The sequence below is a fragment of the Cupriavidus sp. GW823-FHT07A04 genome (assembly GCF_058794615.1).
Genome location: NZ_JBXAHA010000004.1, coordinates 105369 through 124158, shown reverse-complemented (window position 1 = coordinate 124158; position 18790 = coordinate 105369). Strand labels below are relative to the sequence as shown.

The window sequence follows — 18790 nt, the reverse complement described above, 5'->3', positions numbered from 1 at the left end:
ATGACAAGAAAAACGATACTCAAGGGCATTCTGCTCTTGTCGCCTGCGATTTTGGCCGCGCTTGTGCTAGGCGGGTTCTTGCTGAGCAAGGGTGAGCAGGACAAGGAAGCCGAACGCGAGGCGCCGGTCCCGAGCTCGGTCCGCATCACGGTGGCGGATGGATTCACTACGCTGATGGTCGACGCCACGATGCAAGCACGCAGCGGCTTCCAGGTGGATACGCTGGCACCCGCCAGCGCAATGACCGGACCCGCTGCCTATGGCATCGTTCTCGACTTGCAACCCCTCGTGGAAATGGCGAGCCGCCATGCCTCAGGCGCTGCGGACCTGAACGCCGCCCAAGCTTCGCTCGACGCGTCGCGCGCAGACTATGAGCGGCTCCAGGCGCTCAACGCGGATGCAGGCAATGTGTCGCTCAAGACGGTGCAAGCAGCGCGCGCAGTGCTTGCTTCGGCGACGGCAAAAGTCAATGCGGCACGGGTGGGTGTCGCCGCCATTGCCAGCGCGGCCAGGCAACAGTTCGGACCGGCTCTATCGGCCTGGGCGTCGACGCCGGAATCTCCGGAGCTAGTCCCCTTTGTGGCACGCCGCGAAGTGTTGTTGCGGGTCGTGTTGCCGACCGGGCCATCCGCAACAGCGCCCGCCGTCTTGAACGTGACGACGGATGGTATCCCCGCGTTCGACGCTCTCTTGATTTCACCGTCGCCCCAGGTCGACCCCGGCATCCAGGGACAAGCCTACTTCTATCGCGCCGCTGTACCCCTGGCTACGGGCATGCGCGTAACCGCCCACCTCGGTGTGCCGTCGGGACAAGATAGCGGCCTGCTGGTGCCCGCCGGCGCCATCGTCTGGTATGGAGGTCAACCCTGGGCCTACGTCCAGTCCGACAACACGCACTTCCAGCGCCGCCCGGTCGACCCGCGCTCGCCTCAAGATGGGGATTTTGTCGTCACCGAAGGATTCAAGCCCGCCGACCGGGTCGTGGTGCGGGGCGCACAGCTATTGCTCTCCGAAGAATCCCGAGCGCAGCTGGCCAGCCAGCAAGGTAACGACGCACGCTGACCCGATATGCTGACTTCCATTGTCGACTTCTCCGTCCGCCTTCGCGGCGTCATCGTTGCGCTCGCCTGCCTGCTCCTCGGCTACGGCACCTATGCCTTGTTCCAGAGCAAGCTCGACGTCTTTCCGGAATTCACGCCACCGCTCGTTACCGTCCAGACGGAAGCCCCCGGGCTCTCCGCCGAACAGGTCGAACTGCTGGTCACACAGCGCGTTGAGAATGCCTTGGGCGGCTCGATCGGGCTCGAATCCATGCGGTCCCAATCGATACAGGGCGTATCGGTCGTTACCCTGACGTTCAATGGCAAGACCGATATTCGCCGCGCCCGGCAGTTGGTGGCAGAGCAGTTGGCGACCCTCGCGGGCGAGCTGCCGGCGGGAGTACGTGCGCCGAAAATGACCCCGCTGAGCTCGGCGACCAGCGTTGTGCTTGGCATAGGGCTGACGTCGGACACGCGTTCGCCGATGGCGCTGCGCACTTTCGCCGAATGGACGCTTAAACCCCGGCTGCTGAGCCGTGCCGGGGTCTCGGACGTGAGCATCTATGGCGGCGAAATCAAGCAATACCAGGTACAGGTCGACCCGCAAAAGCTGGTTCGGCTTGGCCTATCCCTGCATGACGTGGTCAGCGCGACGCAACGCGCGACAGGCATCCGTGGCGCAGGCGTGCTTGAAACCCCGAACCAGCGCATCGTGCTCAATACCGTCGGTCAGACCACGACCGCTGAGCAGTTGGGCCAGGTTGTCCTGCTGCAGAAGAACGGCGCCATGGTCCGGCTCGCGGATGTCGGCAAGGTCGTACTTGGCCAGGAATTGCCGGTCAGCGGCGCCAACGTCCAGGGCCAGTCGGGCGTTGTGCTGATGGTCAGCAACCAGTATGGGGCAGATACCGTGTCGGTGACCAAGAACGTCGAAGTGGCGCTCGCGGCCTTACAACCAGTGCTGGCGGCCAACGGCATCCAGTTGCACGCTGACATATTCAGACCCGCCAACTTCATCGTCGCTTCAACCGACCACCTGCGCACGGCGCTCGTCGTGGGGGCGGGGCTCGTGGTCATCGTCCTATTCCTCTTCCTCTTCAACGTACGCACCGCCTTCATCTCAGCCACTGCCATCCCGCTCTCGCTGCTCGCCGCCGTCGTGGTACTGCATCACTTCGGCGTCGCGCTGAATACGATGACGCTGGGAGGACTGGCCATCGCGCTTGGCGAGGTGGTGGACGATGCCATCATCGACGTCGAGAACATTTACCGTCACCTGCGCGAAAACCGCCACTTGGCGACGCCGCTGCCCGCCATCACGGTTGTCGTCAACGCATCCACCGAGGTGCGAAGCGCGGTGATATACGCAACATTTACCGTCGCCACCATCTTTCTGCCGGTGCTGAGCTTGTCCGGCGTTGCCGGCAAACTATTCGCGCCACTCGGGATAGCCTATATCCTGGCCATTATGTCGTCGCTGGTGGTCGCACTCACGCTGACCCCGGCGCTGTGCTACGCACTGCTGGCCAACCGTACCAGCGACGCAGAGGAGCCCCGCGTCTACCAGTGGCTCAAGAGCCGTTACGCAGCCATCCTCACCCATGTTGAGCAGCACTGGATTGCCGTCATCGTGGCATTTTGCGGCCTGGTGCTGGCGACCCTGGCAACGCTGCCCTTCTTTAGCACGGCGTTCCTGCCGGAGCTGCGCGAAGGGCATTTCATCGCCCACATGCAGGCGGCACCGGGCACATCGTTGCAAGAATCTCTGCGTATTGGGGAGCGCGTCAGCCACGCGCTACTGGAGGTGCCGAACATACGGAGCGTGGCGCAACGGGTTGGCCGGGCCGCGCGCGGCATCGATGTCTTCGGCCCGCAATATAGCGAGTTCGAAATTGACCTCAAGCCTGGCCTGGATGCGGAGGCGCAGGAACAGACGCTGGGCGATTTGCGGGCCAAAATGGCGGGCTTTCCCGGCGTAACCTTCGCCACCGAAACCTTCCTGACCGAACGGGTCCAGGAAACCATTTCCGGGTACACGGCACCGGTCATCGTCAACGTGTTCGGCAGCGACCTCGATATCCTGGACGGCCTGGCGCGGCAGGTGTCCCGCACGCTCGGCGCCGTTCCGGGCGCAACTGGAGTGACGGTGCAGTCGCCACCTGCAATCCCCCAGCTAACCATCCGTCTGCGGCAGGACCAGTTGACCCGCTGGGGCTTCGCACCCCTGGACGTCATGGAGGCCATCCAGACCGCCTACCAGAGCGCCGAAGTCGCCCAGGTCTATGAGGCGAACGCTGTGTTCAATGTGACGGTGGTGCTCGGCAGCGCATCGCGTCGCAGTCCGGCTCAGGTTGGTGAGTTGCCGCTGCGGAATGGCGACGGCGTCATGGTGCCGCTAAGCCGCCTTGCGGACATCGCGCAGACGACAGGCCGCTACCTCATCCTGCACGATGGGGGCCAACGGTTGCAGACCGTGACCGCGCATCTCAATGGTCCGTCGCTCGGCCAGTTTGTCAGTGAGGCCCAGCGACGCATTGCCGCCGACGTGAAGTTTCCGAAGGGCTATTACTTCGCCCTATCGGGCGAGGCGAAGGCCCAGGCGCAAGCACAGCGGGACTTGCTGGTCTATTTCTCCATTGCCGCCGCGGGTATCGGCCTCCTTGTCTATCTGGCACTGCGCAGCTGGCGCAGCCTGGCCCTGGTCATGGTAAATCTGCCGTTCGCGCTGGTGGGTGGTGCGCTGATGGTATTTGCCACGGGCGGACTGCTGTCGCTAGGGTCGATGGTCGGCTTCGTCACGCTGTTCGGCATTACGCTGCGCAACGCACTCATGCTCATCTCCCACTACCAGCACCTGGTGCAGGTCGAGGGCCACGCGTGGAATTTGGAAACGGCAACGCTGGGAGCGACTGAGCGGCTGACACCCATTGTGATGACAGCGCTCGTCACCGGGCTTGGCCTGTTACCACTGGCGCTCCAGTCCGGCGAGCCGGGCAACGAGGTCGAGGGGCCCATGGCGATCGTCATTCTGGGCGGCCTCGTCACCTCGACCGTGCTGAACCTGCTGGTACTACCAACCCTCGCGCTTCGCTTCGGCAGATTTGACCGCGGCGCAAGCGAGGTGGCCGGCTGATGATTCCGAAATCACTTCACCGATGCCGGCAAGACCCGGCCGCTTGCAAGGTCTTGGCATCTTGCCTGGCAAAGAATATATACTCCCCCATACTATATTCGAGGTGAAGCCGTGAGCCACACAATCCGCGAGAAACAGAAGTTGCTGAACCGGGTGCGCCGCATCCGGGGTCAGATCGATGCCATCGAACGCGCGCTCGAGGAGGAGCAAGGTTGCGTGGACGTGCTGCAGCAGATCACGAGTTGCCGCGGGGCCATGAACGGCCTCTTGGCGGTGGTACTGGAAGACCACATCCGCACGCACCTTGTCGAAGCCGAACCTGCCCACGGTGAATCCGAAGGTGACGCCAAGGAGCAACTCATCGAAATCGTGCATAGCTACTTCAAGTGAGCCAGCAATGAGCAACTTCTATGACGCCCCGTTTGGGGCAGGCCATGACCACGTGTTCCTGGGCGCCGGGCACGAGAAGAACGAGCGCAAGACCTGGGCCGTGATTGTCCTCTGCGCCCTGATGATGATTGTCGAAATCGTCGGTGGCAGCGTGTTCGGTTCACTGGCCCTGGTTGCGGACGGGCTGCATATGTCGACGCATGCCGGTGCCATGCTGATTGCCGCGCTTGCATACACCTACGCGCGCCGGCACGCCAGCGACCCCCGTTTCGTCTTTGGCACCGGCAAGCTGGGCGACCTCGCCGGCTTCACCAGCGCCATCATCCTGGCCATGATTGCCTTGCTGATTGCCTATGAAGCGGTCGCACGATTCTTCTCACCCGTTCCGATTCACTTTGACGAAGCCATTCCCATTGCAGTGGTCGGATTGCTGGTGAACATCGCGAGTGCCTGGCTGTTGAGCGGCGGCGACCATCATGGGCACAGCCATGGCCATGGCCATGGTCATGGACACGCGAACGGCGACGAGCATGACCACGACGAGGAGGTACAGCATATTTCCACGCCAGCAGGCGACTTCTCGCTATCCATCTTCGAAGATGGCGTGCCACCGGTTTTTCGCCTCACAGCAGAAACGACAAACGCGGAATTGCCGGTCGACGCAGTGACCGTGACCACCATTCGGCCAGACGACAGCCGGCAGGAATTCACGTTATTGCGCAAGGCCGACTGCCTGGAGTCCGCGATCGAGATTCCCGAGCCGCATGCCTTCACTGCGGTGGTCGACCTTGCCGGCGGTAAGCACACCGTGAAATTCGAAGAGCACGACCACGGCCACGCGGATGGGCACGGCGCGCATCACCGTGACCACAACATGCGGGCCGCCTACATCCACGTTGTCGCCGATGCAGCCGTCTCCGTTCTGGCTATCATCGGTCTGCTGCTGGCCAAGACGTTTGGCTGGCTCTGGATGGACCCGTTTGCCGGTGTCGTGGGCGCGTTGGTAATTGCCAACTGGTCGTATGGCCTTATCCGTGACACCGGCGGCATCCTGGTCGATCGCAACCCCGACCAGCGCATGGCGGGCAAGCTCAAGGCGGCAATCGAGGCCGATGGCGACAAGCTGGTCGACCTGCACGTCTGGCGGGTTGGCCCGGGCCACCTGAGTGCCGTGGTCTCCGTGGTCACCAATGCGCCCCAACGCGGGCCGCAGTATTACCACTCACGCCTAAGGCAATTCAAGAGCCTGTCGCACGTAACGGTCGAAGTGCACGCTTCGCGTACTGCATGATGAAACGCGCTCACGTGCTGCGTTCGATACCGCGAAAGCATGCATGACAATTTCGTATGACGGGCCAGCTCTTATGCGTGCATCCGCACCCTATACTTCCTGCTGAGGAGGGGGTTCTCGTGGGTTGAATGCAGGAGAACGATATGAAACCGTTGAAGAAGGCATTCGTATCCGTTGCATCGTTTGCGGCGCTTGGTGCCGCCGCAGGCATTGCAAACGCGGGGGTACGGCCGGTTGACCCATACACGGATGGCGCCAGGCTTGGGCAAATCCAGGCACATGCAGGTTCCATCTGTGCAGGCATGCACAAGCCTGACGGGTGCGCCGACGGGGCCCATATGGCCACGAGCCGGCGATCCCCTCTTACCGAGGCTAGCAACGACGCATCGGCGGTTGCTGGCCAGGTGGCCGCGACCATCCCCAAGGCGCTGGCAGCGGCCCGGCCGAAGGACTGCGCCCCATATTGTGGTGGTGAACGGCAGGTTGAGGACGCCGAAGCTACCTGAGCACGAGCGGCCCGTGGCGACAGGCCAAGGGACGCACACTGCGTGGGGGCAAAACCCGAGCGAAGCCGCGCGCGCAAAAAACCCGCCGCGCGCGGCCCCACTCGGTATACTCTGAGGCACATTTATCTCATGCCTGCAGACCGCCCATCGTGCCCAACTCCTCCGCGCGCAAGACCGCCGCGCAAAAACCCGCCGCCGCAGACTACGATTTCACCGAGCAAGTCGGGCACCTGCTGCGGCGCGCCTACCAGCGCCATGTGGCGATCTTCCAGCAGACCATCGCCGACTCGCAGCTGACCGCGGCACAGTTCGTGGTGATGTGCGCGGTCAACGAGCGCGGCTCGTGCTCGCTCAGCGAAATCGTGCGAGCCACCGCCATCGACCAGGCCACCGTGCGCGGCATCATCGAGCGTCTCAAGGCGCGCGAGCTGGTGGCCGTCTCGCACGACACCAACGACCGCCGCAAGGTGGTGGTCACGGTGACCCCGGCCGGCCATGCACTGATCGAGGAAACCGTGCCATTCGCGCACAAGATCTCCGAGCAGACTTTTGGCGACCTCAATCCCGCCGAGCGGGTGGCGATCACCTACCTGTTGCGCAAGATGAGCGAGTTCGACGACCGCGACGAGCGCGGCAACGCACCGGACGGCGAGCCGGAGTAAGCCCGCCTCAGGCGGGCTGGCCGGCCAGCGCCGCGAGCACCGTCTCCGGCGTGAAGGGCGCGCGCCGCAGCCGCACCCCCGTGGCATCGAACAGCGCATTGGCAATGGCCGGCGCGCCCGGCAGCGACGCGGATTCGCCCGCGCCCATCGGCGCTTCCTCCTGGCGCGGCATCAGCAGCACTTCGATGGGCGGCAGCTCGGGAAAGGTCAGCAGCGGATAGCTGCCCCATTCGCGGCTGGCCACGCCGTTGGCGTCAAAGCGCACCTGTTCCTTGAGCACGCGGCCAAGCGCCTGCACCACATTGCCCTGCACCTGGTGGCGCACGCCGTCGGGGTTGACCATCATGCCGGTGTCCTGCGCCACCACCAGCCGCTCCACCACGATCTGGCCGGTATCGGGCGCGACCGTCAGGTCCACCACCCAGGCGGCCCAGGCGGCGCCGAAGCCCGGGAATTTGCTGTGGATATAGCGGGCATAGGCCACGCCGCGCCCACGCAGCAGCCCATCCGCGTCCGGCTGGCCACGCGTGCCGCGCGCGCCTTCGCGCCAGCCGGCATGCGCCGCCAGCGCGCGCAGCAGGTCGGTGGCGCGCGCATCAGGCAGGTGGCGCAGGCGGTACGCCAGCGGATCGGCGCCGGCCTCATGCGCGAGCTCGTCGATAAAGGACTCGTGCGCGAACACGTTTGGCAGCGCGGACACGCCGCGCAGCCAGGAGGCGCGCACGATGGCTGGCGTGTCGTCGCAACCGATGCGCGTGGCGGCGTACTGGTAAGGCGGCACCGCGGTGCGGTCGCCCATCTGCAGCATGCGCGGCGCGTTGTCGACCACGCCGGTCAGCAACAGCGCCAGCGTGGGCGCGTCGTTGGACGGATAGCGGCTGACAAAATCGTAGGCCAGCAACTCGCCGCCGGGGCCGATGGCGCCGCGCACGTCCATCAGCTGCGCCGCCCCCTTTGGCTCCCAGAGATGTTCTTGCTCGCGGCTGAGCTGCACCCGCACCGGGCGCCCCACCGCGCGCGACAGCAGCACCGCATCGGCGCAAACGTCGTCGGCGCAGTTGCGGCCATAGCAGCCGGCGGCTTCCATCCGCACGATCTCGATGCGGCCTTCGTCCAGGCCGGTCAGGCGCGCCAGGTCGATGCGCAACACATGCGGGTTTTGCGTGCCGGACCAGACCGTGAGGCCATCTTCGCGGTAGTCCGCCACGGCGCAGGACGGGCCGATGGAGCCGTGCATCTGGTAGGGCCACGTGTAGCCGCGCGACAGTATCCGGTCGGCGGAGTCGAAGGCACCTTGGGCATCGCCCTCTTCCACCAGCGTGCGGCGTGTCGCGGGATTGGCACGCAGCGCGGCCTCGGTGTCTTCCGGCTCGCTGAGCGGGGGCAACGGCGGCGCCGGCTTCCAGTCCACGCACAGGCGGCGCGCCGCCTGCATGGCCTGCTCCTCGCGCTGCGCCACCACGCCGATGAAATCGCCCTGCACCACCACGTCAATGACACCGCGCACATCGCGGATCGACGCACGATCGACGCTGCGCAAGCTGGTGCCGACAAAGCCGCCGCTATCGCGCCCGGCGTAGGGCGGGCGCACCACGCGGCCGTGCAGCATGCCGGGCACGCGCACATCGTGCACGAAGGTGAGCTGCGCCGTGGCCTTGGCGGGAATGTCCACGCGCGGCGCGGCACGCCCGACCACGCGGTATGCGCTGACCGGCTTGGTGGCAATGGCGTCGGCCAGCGGCAGCTCGATATGCTCGCCGGCCAGCAGGTCGCCGTAGGCCAGGCCTTCGGCGTTCTCATTGCCTTCGCCGCGCAAGCGCAGGCGGCCATCTTCGGCGATCAGCGCTTCGGGCGCCACGCCAAGACGCTGCGCCGCGCGCTCGCGCAGCCAGGCCATGGCCTGCGCCGCCGCGCGGCGCAGCGGCAGCGCCGAGATCTGGATGGTGGCGCTGGCAATGGTAGGGCCCTGGTTGGGCGTTGCTTCGGTATGGCCCAGCGTCATCGCCACACGCGCCGCCGGCACCTCCAGCTCCTCGGCCACGATCTGCGCGAGCGAGGTACGGATGCCGGTGCCCAGGTCAACGTGCCCATTGAAGGCCAGGATCTCGCCGGTGTCGCGCACCGCCACGAAGATGTCGGGCTGCGCGGCGATGTAGTCGGAGGCCGCGCCGGGCTGGCCAGGTGCGGGCCGCGGCGCGGCTTGCGGCGCGCGCGTCACCAGCAGCACACCGCGCGCCTGCAGCAGGGCGTCGCGCTGCGCGCCCGGGGACATCGGCGCCGATGCGGGAAGAGAGGCGGACCGGGGTCCGGAGCCGGGTGTCGTTTCCATTCGTTCCATGTCTCAGGTAGGCACGCTGGCGGACTGCCGGATTCCGGCGCCGCCCGCCCTGGCCGTTATACTGCCAGCCTCGAACAAGCAATACGTATCAAACATATGAGCACCCCGACCGCTAAGAAAAGCGCGGCAGCCGGAACCCGGGCCCGGCAAGCTCAGGACACCCGAGCCAAGATCCTCAAGGCCGCCATCAAGGTCTTCGCCTTGCGCGGCTATGAAGGCGGGCGCGTGGAGAAGATCTCCTCGCTGGCCAAGACCTACGACCGGATGATCTATTACTACTTCGGCAGCAAGGAAAAGCTGTTCGTCGAAGTGCTCGAAACCATCTACATCCAGCTCAACGAGGCCGAGCAGGCGCTCAAGCTCGACCCCGAGGATCCGGTGCGCGCGCTGACCCAGTTGATCGACTTCGTCTGGGGCTACTACCTCGATCATCCCGAGTTCGTCGCCATCCTGTCCAGCGAGAACATGAGCCAGGGCAAGCACGCCAAGAAGTCGAGCCGGCTCAGGGAGATCTCCAGCTACGCCTTGTCAGTGCTGGACGGCATCCTGGCGCGCGGCAAGGCTGCCGGGCTGTTCCAACCCGATGTGCTCGCCCGCGACATCTACCTGGTGATCGCGTCGCTGGGCTACTTCTACAACTCGAATCATCATACGCTCAGCGCATTCCTGGGCGAGCCCATGATGAGCAAGCCCGCGCTGGAGCACTGGCGCGATGTGATCCAGCGTACGGTGCTGAGCACGGTTTGCGTGCCGGGCACTGGCATCGCCCCGGCTGGGCAGGCCCCTGCCGAAGCCGAAGCGGCGGCACCCGCCGCCCGCAAGAAGCCGGCACGCGCCAAGCGCGCCTGAGCCTCGCATCCGGCGGTCATCGCGCAGCGCCGGATGCCTTCCCCTTAAGCCGTAGCCGTAGCCGTAGCCGCCGCCGTAGCCCGCGCCAGCATCGCCAGCGCTTCGTCGCGCGGCATCACCGTCGCGTTCTTCTGCGCCATGTCGAACAGGTTGGCGTCGTGCGGCCCGATGGCGCGGTCGCCCACGCAATCGGACAGCACCAGCGGGCGGAAGCCGTACGACATGGCATCGACCACGCTGGCGCGCACGCAGCCGCTGGTCACGCAGCCCGCCACCAGCAGCGTCTGCACGCCGCGCTGGTTCAGCCACGCGGCCAGCGAGGTGCCGAAAAAGGCGGATGGCACGGTCTTGCGCACCACCAGTTCACCCGGGCGCGGCGCCAGTTGCCCGACGATGGCGCTGTTGTGGCTGTCTTCCTTCAGGGCCAGCAGGCCGGGCACCTTCTGCGTGAAGATGTTGTGGTCGCTGTCGTCGTCGGCAAACACGATGCGGCTGTGCGCCACCGGCCAGCCCTGCTCGCGCGCCGTGGCCAGCAGCGGCACGGTGCTGGCGATGGCCTGGGGGATATTGCCGCCGCCAAAGACAGCCGGGTCGGCGAAGCCGTTGACGAAATCGATGATCAGCAGGCCGTAGGGTGCCTTGGGTTCCAGCGCGGCGCCGAAGCCCTGACGCTGGTAGGTCTTCACTTCATCATGCATGGATGGCTCCCTTGGATTCGTGATCCAGCACCTTGCCTTGTTCTACCACCGCCTCGCCGTCAAGCCGCACCGTGCAATGGCGCACGGGGATATCGATATGGCAGGCCGTGGTGCGGCTGCCGCCAGCTTCGTTGTTCGGGCCGAAGGAGCACAGGAAATTGCCTTCGAATGCGCGCGCATCCATGCCGATGGTGGCCTCGCGGTCATACATGGCGAGCGTGGACCAGCGCGCGCGCGGCTGCAGGCCCCAGCCGATATGCGACATGGCGTAGGCCTCGGGGTCGTTGAACGAGGCCATGTAATCGCTCAGCAGTTCGGCATCCAGGCCGCCTTCGATGCGGGTGACGTAGCCCTTCTCCACCGTGATGTCGATCGGCTCCTGCACATAGGATTTCATCGGCAGCAGGATATCGCCGCGATCGAGCACGATGCGCCCATTGGTGCCGCCCTCGTCCGGCCAGGTCAGCACGAAGCCGCTTGGCCAGTGGTCCCAGCGGCCCGGCTCATCGACAAAGCCGTACTCGCTGATGGCGGGAAACTCGCCCAGCGCGCAGCGCAGGTCGGTGCCGGCATCCGACGTGATGTGCATCTCCCGCGCGCGCGCCAGCCGCGCGGTGGCGGCTTTCACGCGGGTGCGGTCCCCTTCGGTGGGCACCAGCCGCACCAGCACCTCGGGCGGCTCCACGGCCAGCAGGATCTTGGTGCCGCCGGAGAGGATCTCGTGCTGCTCGGGCGAGAACAGCAGCGTCATCAGGTCCAGCACCAGGTCGCTGGCCTTGAGCGCGGCGATGGCGGCCGGGTTGCCGGTCAGCGGCGTAGTGCCGAGATAAGCCAGCGCGTCGCGGCTGAGCGCCTTGTCTGCGTTGACGGGCGGCAGGTCCAGCCGGTTGACGATGGCGCCCATCGCGGTGGCCGCCATCTGCGCCGTGCGCAGCGTTTGCGGATGCGTGGCGGCGCCTGTCAGCACCGTGACCGTCTGGCCCGGCTTCAGTTTTGACAGGATGAGCACCTGGCGCCATGCCTGGGTCAGGTCGTGATCGCTTACTGGCATGTGTTCTCCTTTCTGGTGAAGCAGGCAGCTCAGGCGGCAGCCTGGTCCTGCAGCAGCGGCGCACCGAGGAAATCGCCGAAGGCGCGGTAGAAACCCGCCTCGTCGTCCCACGGGATCATGTGGCCGGCATCCGCCACGCGCGCAAGCTGCACGGCAGGCAGCAAACCGCGAATTTCCTCGATGTCTTCGGCGCGGATCACGTCGCCGCGGCCGGCCACCATCAGCAGCGTGGGAACCCGTACCGACGGCATGTCGGCATGCACGTCATCGCGGTGGAAGTCCTCGAAGCTCGTGACGATGGCGCGCTCGTCGCAGGTGTGCAGCCACTCGGCGCGCAGGCGCAACTGCTCATCTGTCCAGGTCGGGCAGAAGCGGCGCATGCCTTCGGCATCGATGCCCTGGCGCGCCAGGCGGATGGAATCCACGTACCACGGCAGCTGCGAGGGATAGGCGCGCCGTCCCGGGCCGGAGACGGGCGGGTCCACCATCACCAGCCGGGTCAGCCCGGCCGGATTGCCGCGCGCGGCGCGAATGCCGATGCGCGCGCCCATGGAATGGCCAACGATGGCATAGCGCGCCAGGCCGAGCGCGTGCGCGAAGGCGACCACATCCGCCGCCTGCGCGTCCAGGCCGTAGTCCAGCGCATCGCCGGTCTCGGACAGGCCACGTCCACGCACATCCAGGATATAGGTATCGAAGTGCTTGCCGAACTGCTCGCCGACAAAGCCCCAGGTGACCGCCGGGCTGGTGATGCCGGGCACGATCACCATGGCATCGCGTTGCGCGCGCGCGCCGGTGCTGCCGCCGTAGCGCAGGTAATGCTGGCGGATGCCATTGGCGAACACGTTGCCGCCTTGGAGAAACTCGCTCATTGCTGGGCTTCCTTTACCGAAGACGTGATCAATAGGCACCTGACAGCAGCGCACCCGCGCCGGGCACGACCGGCTCCAGGTCGAGCTGCTTGAGGATGGCGTAGGTGGTGGCAATGGCCGCGGTGATGACCGGCTTGCCGGTCATGGCTTCCACCTTGGCCACCGCCGGCAGGGACGGCATCTGCACGCAGGCAGACAGCACGATGGCATCCACATCCTTGGTGTTCATCTGCGCGACGATGCCAGGCAGCCTGGCGGGGTCGTGGCGGCCCACTTCGAGGTTGTCGGGGATTTCCAGCGCGCGCCAGTCCACCACTTCATAGCCTTCGTTGCGGATGTAGTCCACCACCAGCTCGGTCAGCGGCTTCATGTACGGCGCAACCACGGCGATGCGCTTGGCGCCGATGACCTTGAGCGCGTCGATCAGCGCGCCGGCGCTGGTGATCACGGGCGCGTCAGCGCCGTTGGCGGCGGTATGGGCCTGCAGGCGCTTTTCAGAGACGCGATGGTAGCCGTGGCCCATCGCCATGATGGCCACCAGGCAGGCGTAGCCCAGCACGTCGACGCGGGCGTCGCTCAGTTCCAGCGCGCAGCGGTCGGACTCGGCGTCCATGGCCGCCAGCTCTTCCTTGACCACTTTCTTCATGCGCATGCGGCTGGAATGGAAGGTGAAGCGTTCGGGGCGCACCTGCTGGCGCAACGTCAGCATCGCCGGGATCTCGGTTTCCATGGTGGTGTTCGAGCTCGGCACGATCTGGCCGATACGGAAAATTTTCTGCACTGTCGACTCCGTCATCTGTTTGTTCTGTCCACCCGCCCTGGCGCCCGTCCTGGCGGAGAAGCGCCCTGCACGGCCGGACCGGAGCCTTCATCGGTCTCCGTGTCCTGCGAACGATTGTAGTGTACACACGATATTTTCACAACAAGACGTTAGACCGGGCACGGCGCACGATTTCAGTGCCCACTTCATGAATCAACCCCTCATATGGTGCTTGATTTCACGGTCTATGGGCATTAACGCGGGGAAGCCACTTTGGCATAAGGGTTTTCCATAGGGGTGGCATGTCACTTCTTTACAAGCAAATTTATCGTGTGTACACTCGATTTACCGATTGGCCAGACGGCCACTTCAGACCCACATCACACCGCCAGGAGAAATATCGTGCAAGGCAAACCACGGATCGCAGTGATTGGCGCCGGACTGGGGGGGACGGTCGCGGCCGCCCTGCTGCAGCGCGCCGGATTCCAAGTCAAGCTGTATGAGCAGGCTCCGGCGTTCTCGCGCCTGGGCGCCGGCATCCACGTCGGGCCCAATGTGATGAAGGTCATGCGCAGGATCGGCCTCGAAGATGCGCTCAACGACATGGGCTGCCACCCGGACTACTGGTACAGCCGCGACTGGCAAAGCGGCGAAGTGATCGCCCAGATCCCGCTTGGGCGCTACGCGCTGTCGCATTACGGCGCCAGCTACCTGACCGTGCACCGTGGCGATTTCCACGCCCTGCTGACCGAGGCGGTGGCCCCCGGCACGCTGCTGTTCGACAAGAAACTGGCCGGTGTGGAAGACCTGGGCCATGTGGTGCGCCTGACGTTTGCCGACGGCACGGTGGACGAAGCCGACATCGTGATCGGCGCGGACGGCGTGAACTCCCGCATCCGCGAGACACTGCTGGGCGCTGAGCCGCCCAAGTACACCGGCTACGTGGCGCACCGCGCCGTGTTCCCGATCGCGCGTGTCAAGGGCTTCACCCATGACCGCTGCACCAAGTGGTGGTCCGACGATCGCCATATGATGGTGTACTTCGACACCAGCAAGCTTGACGAGATCTACTACGTCACCGGTGTGCCCGAGCCCACCTGGGACATGACCAAGAGCTGGCTGCCCAGCAGCATCGAGGAAATGCGCGTTGCGTTCGACGGCTGGCACGAAGGCGTGCAATCGCTGATTGAAGGCACCGTGGAAGTGACCAAGTGGCCGCTGCTGGAGCGCGATCCGCTGCCGGTATGGAGCCGCGGCCGCCTGGTGCTGCTGGGAGACGCCTGCCACCCGATGAAGCCGCATATGGCGCAGGGCGCGGCCATGGCCATCGAAGACGCGGCCATGCTGACCCGCTGCCTGCAGCAAACCGGGCTGTCGGACTTCAGCGCCGCGTTCTCGCTGTACGAAGCCAACCGCGCCGAGCGTGCCGGCAAGGTGCAACTGGTTTCACACAACAACACGTGGCTGCGCACCAACGAGAACCCGGACTGGTGCTTCGGTTACGATGTGTTCAACGAGCCGCTGGTGGAAGCCGGGCGCGTGGCCGCCGCAGCCTGAGCCACGCCCCAGCCAGACCGCCGGGTGCCTTCCCGGGCCCCGGCCCCGAGCGAGTGATGTTCTAAAACGCCCCCAGCCCCCCGATGAACACGCCCCGCCCCCTGTGCCTCCGGGTCAACCGGACCACGTACCAGCTCGATGCCGAGGTCGATCCCGACACGCCGCTGCTCTACGTCCTGCGCAATGACCTCGCCTGCAACGGGCCAAAGTACGGCTGCGGGCTGGGCCAGTGCGGCGCATGCACGGTGCTGGTGGACGGGATGGCGGCGCGCTCCTGCGTAATTCCCGTGAAAGCGGTGGCGCAACGCGCCATCACCACGCTCGACGGGCTGGCCACCGGCGGGCAGCCCGATCCGGTGCAGCAAGCCTTTATCGATGAGCAAGCCGCGCAGTGCGGCTATTGCCTGAACGGCATGATCATGACCGCCAAGGCACTCCTGGCGGAAAACCCCGACCCCAGCGAGGCGCAGATCCGCGAGGCGCTGCGCTTCAACCTGTGCCGCTGCGGCACGCACGTGGAGATCCTGCGCGCGGTGCAACGCGCTGCCGTGTTGCTGCGCCAGGCCGCAGGCCGGGATGGCGCGGCATGAGCGGGCGCGACGACCTCGTCATGGCGCAGGCCGGCCCCGGCGCATGGCAGCCGCCGCCCGAGCGGGAGTGGCTGGCCGGGCACGTCATCCGCCCGCCCGTGCTGGCATGGCAAACCGGCACGCTGCTCAGCGCCCGCCTGATCGATTGCGACGATGCGGCCGCGCGCGCGGTGCCCGGTGTTGCCACGGTACTGCGCCGGGGCGACTTTCTCGGCATCGCTGCCGATACCGCGCCACAGGCGCTGCAAGCCGCCCACGCGCTACGCGCCCACTGGCAAGCCCCGCCGAAAGCGGCAGCCTCGGGCTTGCCGCTCGCCCGCCGCATCGTTGCCGAACACGGCGACGCCGCGCAGGCCATGGCGGATGCCGCTGGCCGCAGCGCGCAGGACTATCAATGGCCACTCGCCGGCCTGCAAGCCGCTGGCTGCACCGCGATTGCGGACTGGCGCGACAGCGCGCTGCGCGTGTGGCTGCCCAGCCGCCGCCCCGGCGCGTTGCGGGCCGAACTCGCCGCCCTGCTCGGCATCGGCGAAGACCGCATTACCTTGATCTGCTGGCAGGCTCCAGGCAACGACGAAGATCCCCTGTACGCCCACCACGCCGCCGCCGATGCCGCCCTGCTGGCGCATTCGGCCCGGCGTGCGGTGCGCGTGCGCGTGGAGGCCCATGAACTTGGCGCCATGCAGGCAGTGGTCAACACCCATATCGAAAGCGCCTGGACGCGCGATGGCGAAATTGCCGCCTATGCCGTCAACTCAGCCGTGGATGCGCGCGGCAGCGCGGCGGTCATGCACGCGCCGCCGTTGGCGCTGTGGCTAACGCGCACGCCAGCGCCGGTCAGCGAGATCGAGCCGCAAGCGTCCGCCCCGCACGACGCGGGCGACGATGCCATCCTGCCACCCTACCGCTTTGACAGCCTGAGCGTCGCGCAGGCCGACCTGCCGGGACAGCCCCGCGCGGCAAGCACGCCGGCGCAGGCAGCGCGCGCCCACGTGTTCGCGCATGAGTCGCACCTGGACGAAGTGGCGGCAGCTAGTGCGCAGGATCCCGTGGCCTTGCGGCTGCGCCATCTCGACGACGCGCGCGGTGCTGGCCTCGTGCGCCGGGTCGCGGCGCAGGCCAACTGGCAGCCACGCGGCGAACGCCCGCAAGCGCAACAGAACGTACGGCGCGGACGCGGCTTCGCGTACGCCAGCACCATCGAAGCCGGGCAGGCCGATGGCGGCCAGCCCGTGCACAGCTGGTCGGCCTGGGTGGCGGAAGTCGAAGTGGATGCCACCACCGGCGAGGTCAGCGTCACCGGCGTCACGCTAGGACACGACAGCGATGCGGGCGAACAGGGCGGGGCCAATGCCGTGGCCTTGCAGCAGGAAGCCGCGCGCGCCGCACAGCAACTCACCGTCGACGGCAGCCGCTTCGATAGCTGGCCCGCCGCCAACCTGCCCGCGGTACACCATGCCAGCCTGCCGGCGCTTGCCACCACGCACTTGCCGCATTTGCCGGAAGTGCGCGTTGCCGGCGCGCTGACCCCCGCCAGCGCCACGCTCGGCACGAGCGCGGCCGCCACCCTGCCCGCCGCGCCGGCCGTGGCCAACGCCATCTACGACGCCACCGGGGTACGCCTGCGCGAGCCGCCCTTCAGCGGCGAACGCATCCGGCTTGCGCTGGCCGCGCAGGCCAATCCCGAAGGCACGCCCAAGCGCGGCGCCGCCCGCAGGCGCAACTGGCTGCTGGCCGGCGCCACCGCGGCGGCCGGCTTGTTCGCCACGGCAATGCCATGGCGTGCGCCCATTGCGCCCGTGGCCCCGCCCGAACCCGGCTTCTACTCGGCCGCCACCATCGAGCGCGGCGGGCTGGTAGCGGCGGCCGGGGATTGCGCGGTCTGCCATACGGCACCCAACGGCGCGCGCAATGCGGGCGGGCTGGCGCTGGACACGCCGTTCGGCACCATCTACAGCACCAACATCACACCCGATGTCGAGACCGGAATCGGCAACTGGTCCTACGCGGCGTTCGAGCGCGCCATGCGCCAGGGCATTCATCGCGATGGCCGGCATCTATACCCGGCGTTCCCCTACACCGCCTTTGCCAAGACCAGCGATGGCGATCTGCAGGCGCTCTACGCTTACCTGATGGCCGCCGAGCCGGTGCGCGCCAAGGCGCCCGAGACCGCGCTGGCCTTCCCCTACAACCTGCGCCCGCTGATGGCCGGATGGAACCTGCTGTTCCACAGCCCCAAGCCCTTCGAGGCCAATCCGGCCCGCTCGGCACAGTGGAACCGCGGCGCGTACCTGGCCGAAGGGCTGGGCCACTGCAGCGCCTGCCATTCGCCGCGCAACGCGCTGGGCGCCGAGCAAGGCGGGCGGCGCTATCTTGGCGGCGGCGAGGCCGAAGGCTGGGAAGCGCCCGCGCTGGGCAAGCTGTCGCACGCACCGGTGCCGTGGACGGAGCAATCGTTGTTCTCCTACCTGCGCACCGGCTACGCCCCGCATCATGGCGCGGCGGCCGGGCCGATGGCGCCGGTAATCGAAGAGCTGGCGCTGCTGCCCGAGGATGATGTGCGCGCCATCGCGCACTATGTGGCATCGTTCGGCGACGCGCAGCCCGATGCGGCGGCGGCCAGCGCACAGGCGCAGCAGCTTGAGCAACGCAGCGCCGATGCCGCGCGCACGCTTGGCGGACCCGCCGCGCGCCTGTACCAGAATGCCTGCGCGGTCTGCCACCAGAGCGACCAGGGCATCAGGCAATTCGGCATCAAGCCGTCGCTCGCGCTCAATACCAACCTGCACGGCGACAAGCCGGACAACCTGATCCGCGTGCTGCTGGATGGCATTCCCACGCCGGGGACAAGCGATCTGGGCTATATGCCAGCCTTTGGCGAGAGCCTGGACGACCGTCAGCTGACGCAACTGGTGCACTACCTGCGCAAGCGCTTCGCCCCCGACAAACCCGCCTGGGACAACGTGGACGATACGCTCGCGCGGCTGCGCGCGACGCCCACCCACCAACTCACTCATTAAGCAGGCAATGAACAACGCCAGGCCGGCCTGAAG

Annotated in this window: 15 protein-coding genes; 10 read left to right on the top strand and 5 right to left on the bottom strand. The window is 66.6% G+C overall.

Annotation, left to right across the window (positions count from 1 at the left end; genetic code table 11):
• The 6 genes from AC1Q7Q_RS08385 to AC1Q7Q_RS08360 all read left to right on the top strand — a co-directional run bounded on the left by AC1Q7Q_RS08385 (position 1) and on the right by AC1Q7Q_RS08360 (position 7022).
• A complete protein-coding gene (locus tag AC1Q7Q_RS08385) occupies positions 1-1062 on the top strand; it encodes a metal transporter (RefSeq protein WP_492374795.1) in 1062 nt (353 codons plus the stop codon).
• Positions 1063-1068: 6 nt separating this feature from the next.
• Positions 1069-4173, top strand: coding sequence for an efflux RND transporter permease subunit (locus AC1Q7Q_RS08380; RefSeq protein WP_492374794.1), 3105 nt, complete (start codon positions 1069-1071; stop codon positions 4171-4173).
• A 111-nt stretch (positions 4174-4284) separates the two neighbouring features.
• Complete coding sequence (locus AC1Q7Q_RS08375; RefSeq protein ID WP_492374793.1) at positions 4285-4563, top strand: metal/formaldehyde-sensitive transcriptional repressor; 279 nt, start codon at positions 4285-4287, stop codon at positions 4561-4563.
• Positions 4564-4570: 7 nt separating this feature from the next.
• Positions 4571-5854, top strand: a complete 1284-nt coding sequence (gene dmeF / locus AC1Q7Q_RS08370) for a CDF family Co(II)/Ni(II) efflux transporter DmeF (protein ID WP_492374824.1) — start codon at positions 4571-4573, stop codon at positions 5852-5854.
• Positions 5855-5997: 143 nt separating this feature from the next.
• Entirely contained in the window at positions 5998-6360 is a 363-nt protein-coding gene (locus AC1Q7Q_RS08365) for a hypothetical protein (RefSeq protein WP_492374792.1), read from the top strand.
• A 149-nt stretch (positions 6361-6509) separates the two neighbouring features.
• On the top strand, positions 6510-7022 hold the full coding sequence (locus tag AC1Q7Q_RS08360) for a MarR family winged helix-turn-helix transcriptional regulator (RefSeq protein WP_477109347.1): 513 nt from the start codon (positions 6510-6512) through the stop codon (positions 7020-7022).
• 7 nt (positions 7023-7029) lie between these two features.
• Here AC1Q7Q_RS08360 and AC1Q7Q_RS08355 read toward each other — a convergent pair whose 3' ends face one another.
• Positions 7030-9294 carry a xanthine dehydrogenase family protein molybdopterin-binding subunit gene (locus tag AC1Q7Q_RS08355; protein ID WP_492374823.1) on the bottom strand — a complete coding sequence of 755 codons (2265 nt, stop codon included), beginning with the start codon at positions 9292-9294 and terminating at the stop codon, positions 7030-7032.
• A 162-nt stretch (positions 9295-9456) separates the two neighbouring features.
• Between AC1Q7Q_RS08355 and AC1Q7Q_RS08350 the strand changes: the two genes are divergently transcribed.
• The gene (locus AC1Q7Q_RS08350; protein WP_183033307.1) at positions 9457-10209 is read left to right on the top strand and encodes a TetR/AcrR family transcriptional regulator; all 753 of its coding nucleotides are present in this window, start codon (positions 9457-9459) and stop codon (positions 10207-10209) included.
• Between the two features lie 44 nt (positions 10210-10253).
• On the opposite strand, the gene AC1Q7Q_RS08345 is transcribed toward AC1Q7Q_RS08350, so the two are convergent.
• The 4 genes from AC1Q7Q_RS08345 to AC1Q7Q_RS08330 are packed head-to-tail and all read right to left on the bottom strand — an operon-like array spanning position 10254 to position 13611.
• Complete coding sequence (locus AC1Q7Q_RS08345) at positions 10254-10907, bottom strand: N-carbamoylsarcosine amidohydrolase (protein ID WP_492374791.1); 654 nt, start codon at positions 10905-10907, stop codon at positions 10254-10256.
• Positions 10900-11958: a 2,5-dihydroxypyridine 5,6-dioxygenase NicX family protein gene (locus AC1Q7Q_RS08340; RefSeq protein WP_492374790.1), complete on the bottom strand. Its 1059-nt coding sequence runs from the start codon at positions 11956-11958 to the stop codon at positions 10900-10902. Before AC1Q7Q_RS08340 ends, AC1Q7Q_RS08345 begins: the two co-directional genes overlap by 8 nt.
• Positions 11959-11987: 29 nt before the next feature.
• On the bottom strand, positions 11988-12830 hold the full coding sequence (locus tag AC1Q7Q_RS08335; protein ID WP_492374789.1) for an alpha/beta fold hydrolase: 843 nt from the start codon (positions 12828-12830) through the stop codon (positions 11988-11990).
• Positions 12831-12858: 28 nt separating this feature from the next.
• Entirely contained in the window at positions 12859-13611 is a 753-nt protein-coding gene (locus AC1Q7Q_RS08330) for a maleate cis-trans isomerase family protein (RefSeq protein WP_043352885.1), read from the bottom strand.
• Between the two features lie 381 nt (positions 13612-13992).
• On the opposite strand from AC1Q7Q_RS08330, the gene AC1Q7Q_RS08325 reads away from it, so the two are divergent.
• From AC1Q7Q_RS08325 to AC1Q7Q_RS08315, 3 genes are all read left to right on the top strand, one after another.
• Positions 13993-15147, top strand: coding sequence for an FAD-dependent monooxygenase (locus AC1Q7Q_RS08325; RefSeq protein WP_492374788.1), 1155 nt, complete (start codon positions 13993-13995; stop codon positions 15145-15147).
• Positions 15148-15230: 83 nt separating this feature from the next.
• Positions 15231-15737 (top strand): (2Fe-2S)-binding protein, encoded by a 507-nt coding sequence (locus AC1Q7Q_RS08320; protein ID WP_492376017.1) that lies wholly within the window; start codon positions 15231-15233, stop codon positions 15735-15737.
• On the top strand, positions 15734-18757 hold the full coding sequence (locus tag AC1Q7Q_RS08315; RefSeq protein ID WP_492376015.1) for a c-type cytochrome: 3024 nt from the start codon (positions 15734-15736) through the stop codon (positions 18755-18757). The genes AC1Q7Q_RS08320 and AC1Q7Q_RS08315 overlap by 4 nt, the downstream gene beginning before the upstream one ends.
• Positions 18758-18790 lie beyond the last annotated feature (33 nt).

Coding starts and splice junctions, on each gene's coding strand:
- AC1Q7Q_RS08385 (WP_492374795.1), top strand. CDS start 1: ATGACAAGAAAAACGATACTCAAGGGCATTCTGCTCTTGTCGCCTGCG.
- AC1Q7Q_RS08380 (WP_492374794.1), top strand. CDS start 1,069: ATGCTGACTTCCATTGTCGACTTCTCCGTCCGCCTTCGCGGCGTCATC.
- dmeF (WP_492374824.1), top strand. CDS start 4,571: ATGAGCAACTTCTATGACGCCCCGTTTGGGGCAGGCCATGACCACGTG.
- AC1Q7Q_RS08365 (WP_492374792.1), top strand. CDS start 5,998: ATGAAACCGTTGAAGAAGGCATTCGTATCCGTTGCATCGTTTGCGGCG.
- AC1Q7Q_RS08355 (WP_492374823.1), bottom strand. CDS start 9,294: ATGTCCCCGGGCGCGCAGCGCGACGCCCTGCTGCAGGCGCGCGGTGTG.
- AC1Q7Q_RS08350 (WP_183033307.1), top strand. CDS start 9,457: ATGAGCACCCCGACCGCTAAGAAAAGCGCGGCAGCCGGAACCCGGGCC.
- AC1Q7Q_RS08345 (WP_492374791.1), bottom strand. CDS start 10,907: ATGCATGATGAAGTGAAGACCTACCAGCGTCAGGGCTTCGGCGCCGCG.
- AC1Q7Q_RS08340 (WP_492374790.1), bottom strand. CDS start 11,958: ATGCCAGTAAGCGATCACGACCTGACCCAGGCATGGCGCCAGGTGCTC.
- AC1Q7Q_RS08335 (WP_492374789.1), bottom strand. CDS start 12,830: ATGAGCGAGTTTCTCCAAGGCGGCAACGTGTTCGCCAATGGCATCCGC.
- AC1Q7Q_RS08320 (WP_492376017.1), top strand. CDS start 15,231: ATGAACACGCCCCGCCCCCTGTGCCTCCGGGTCAACCGGACCACGTAC.
- AC1Q7Q_RS08315 (WP_492376015.1), top strand. CDS start 15,734: ATGAGCGGGCGCGACGACCTCGTCATGGCGCAGGCCGGCCCCGGCGCA.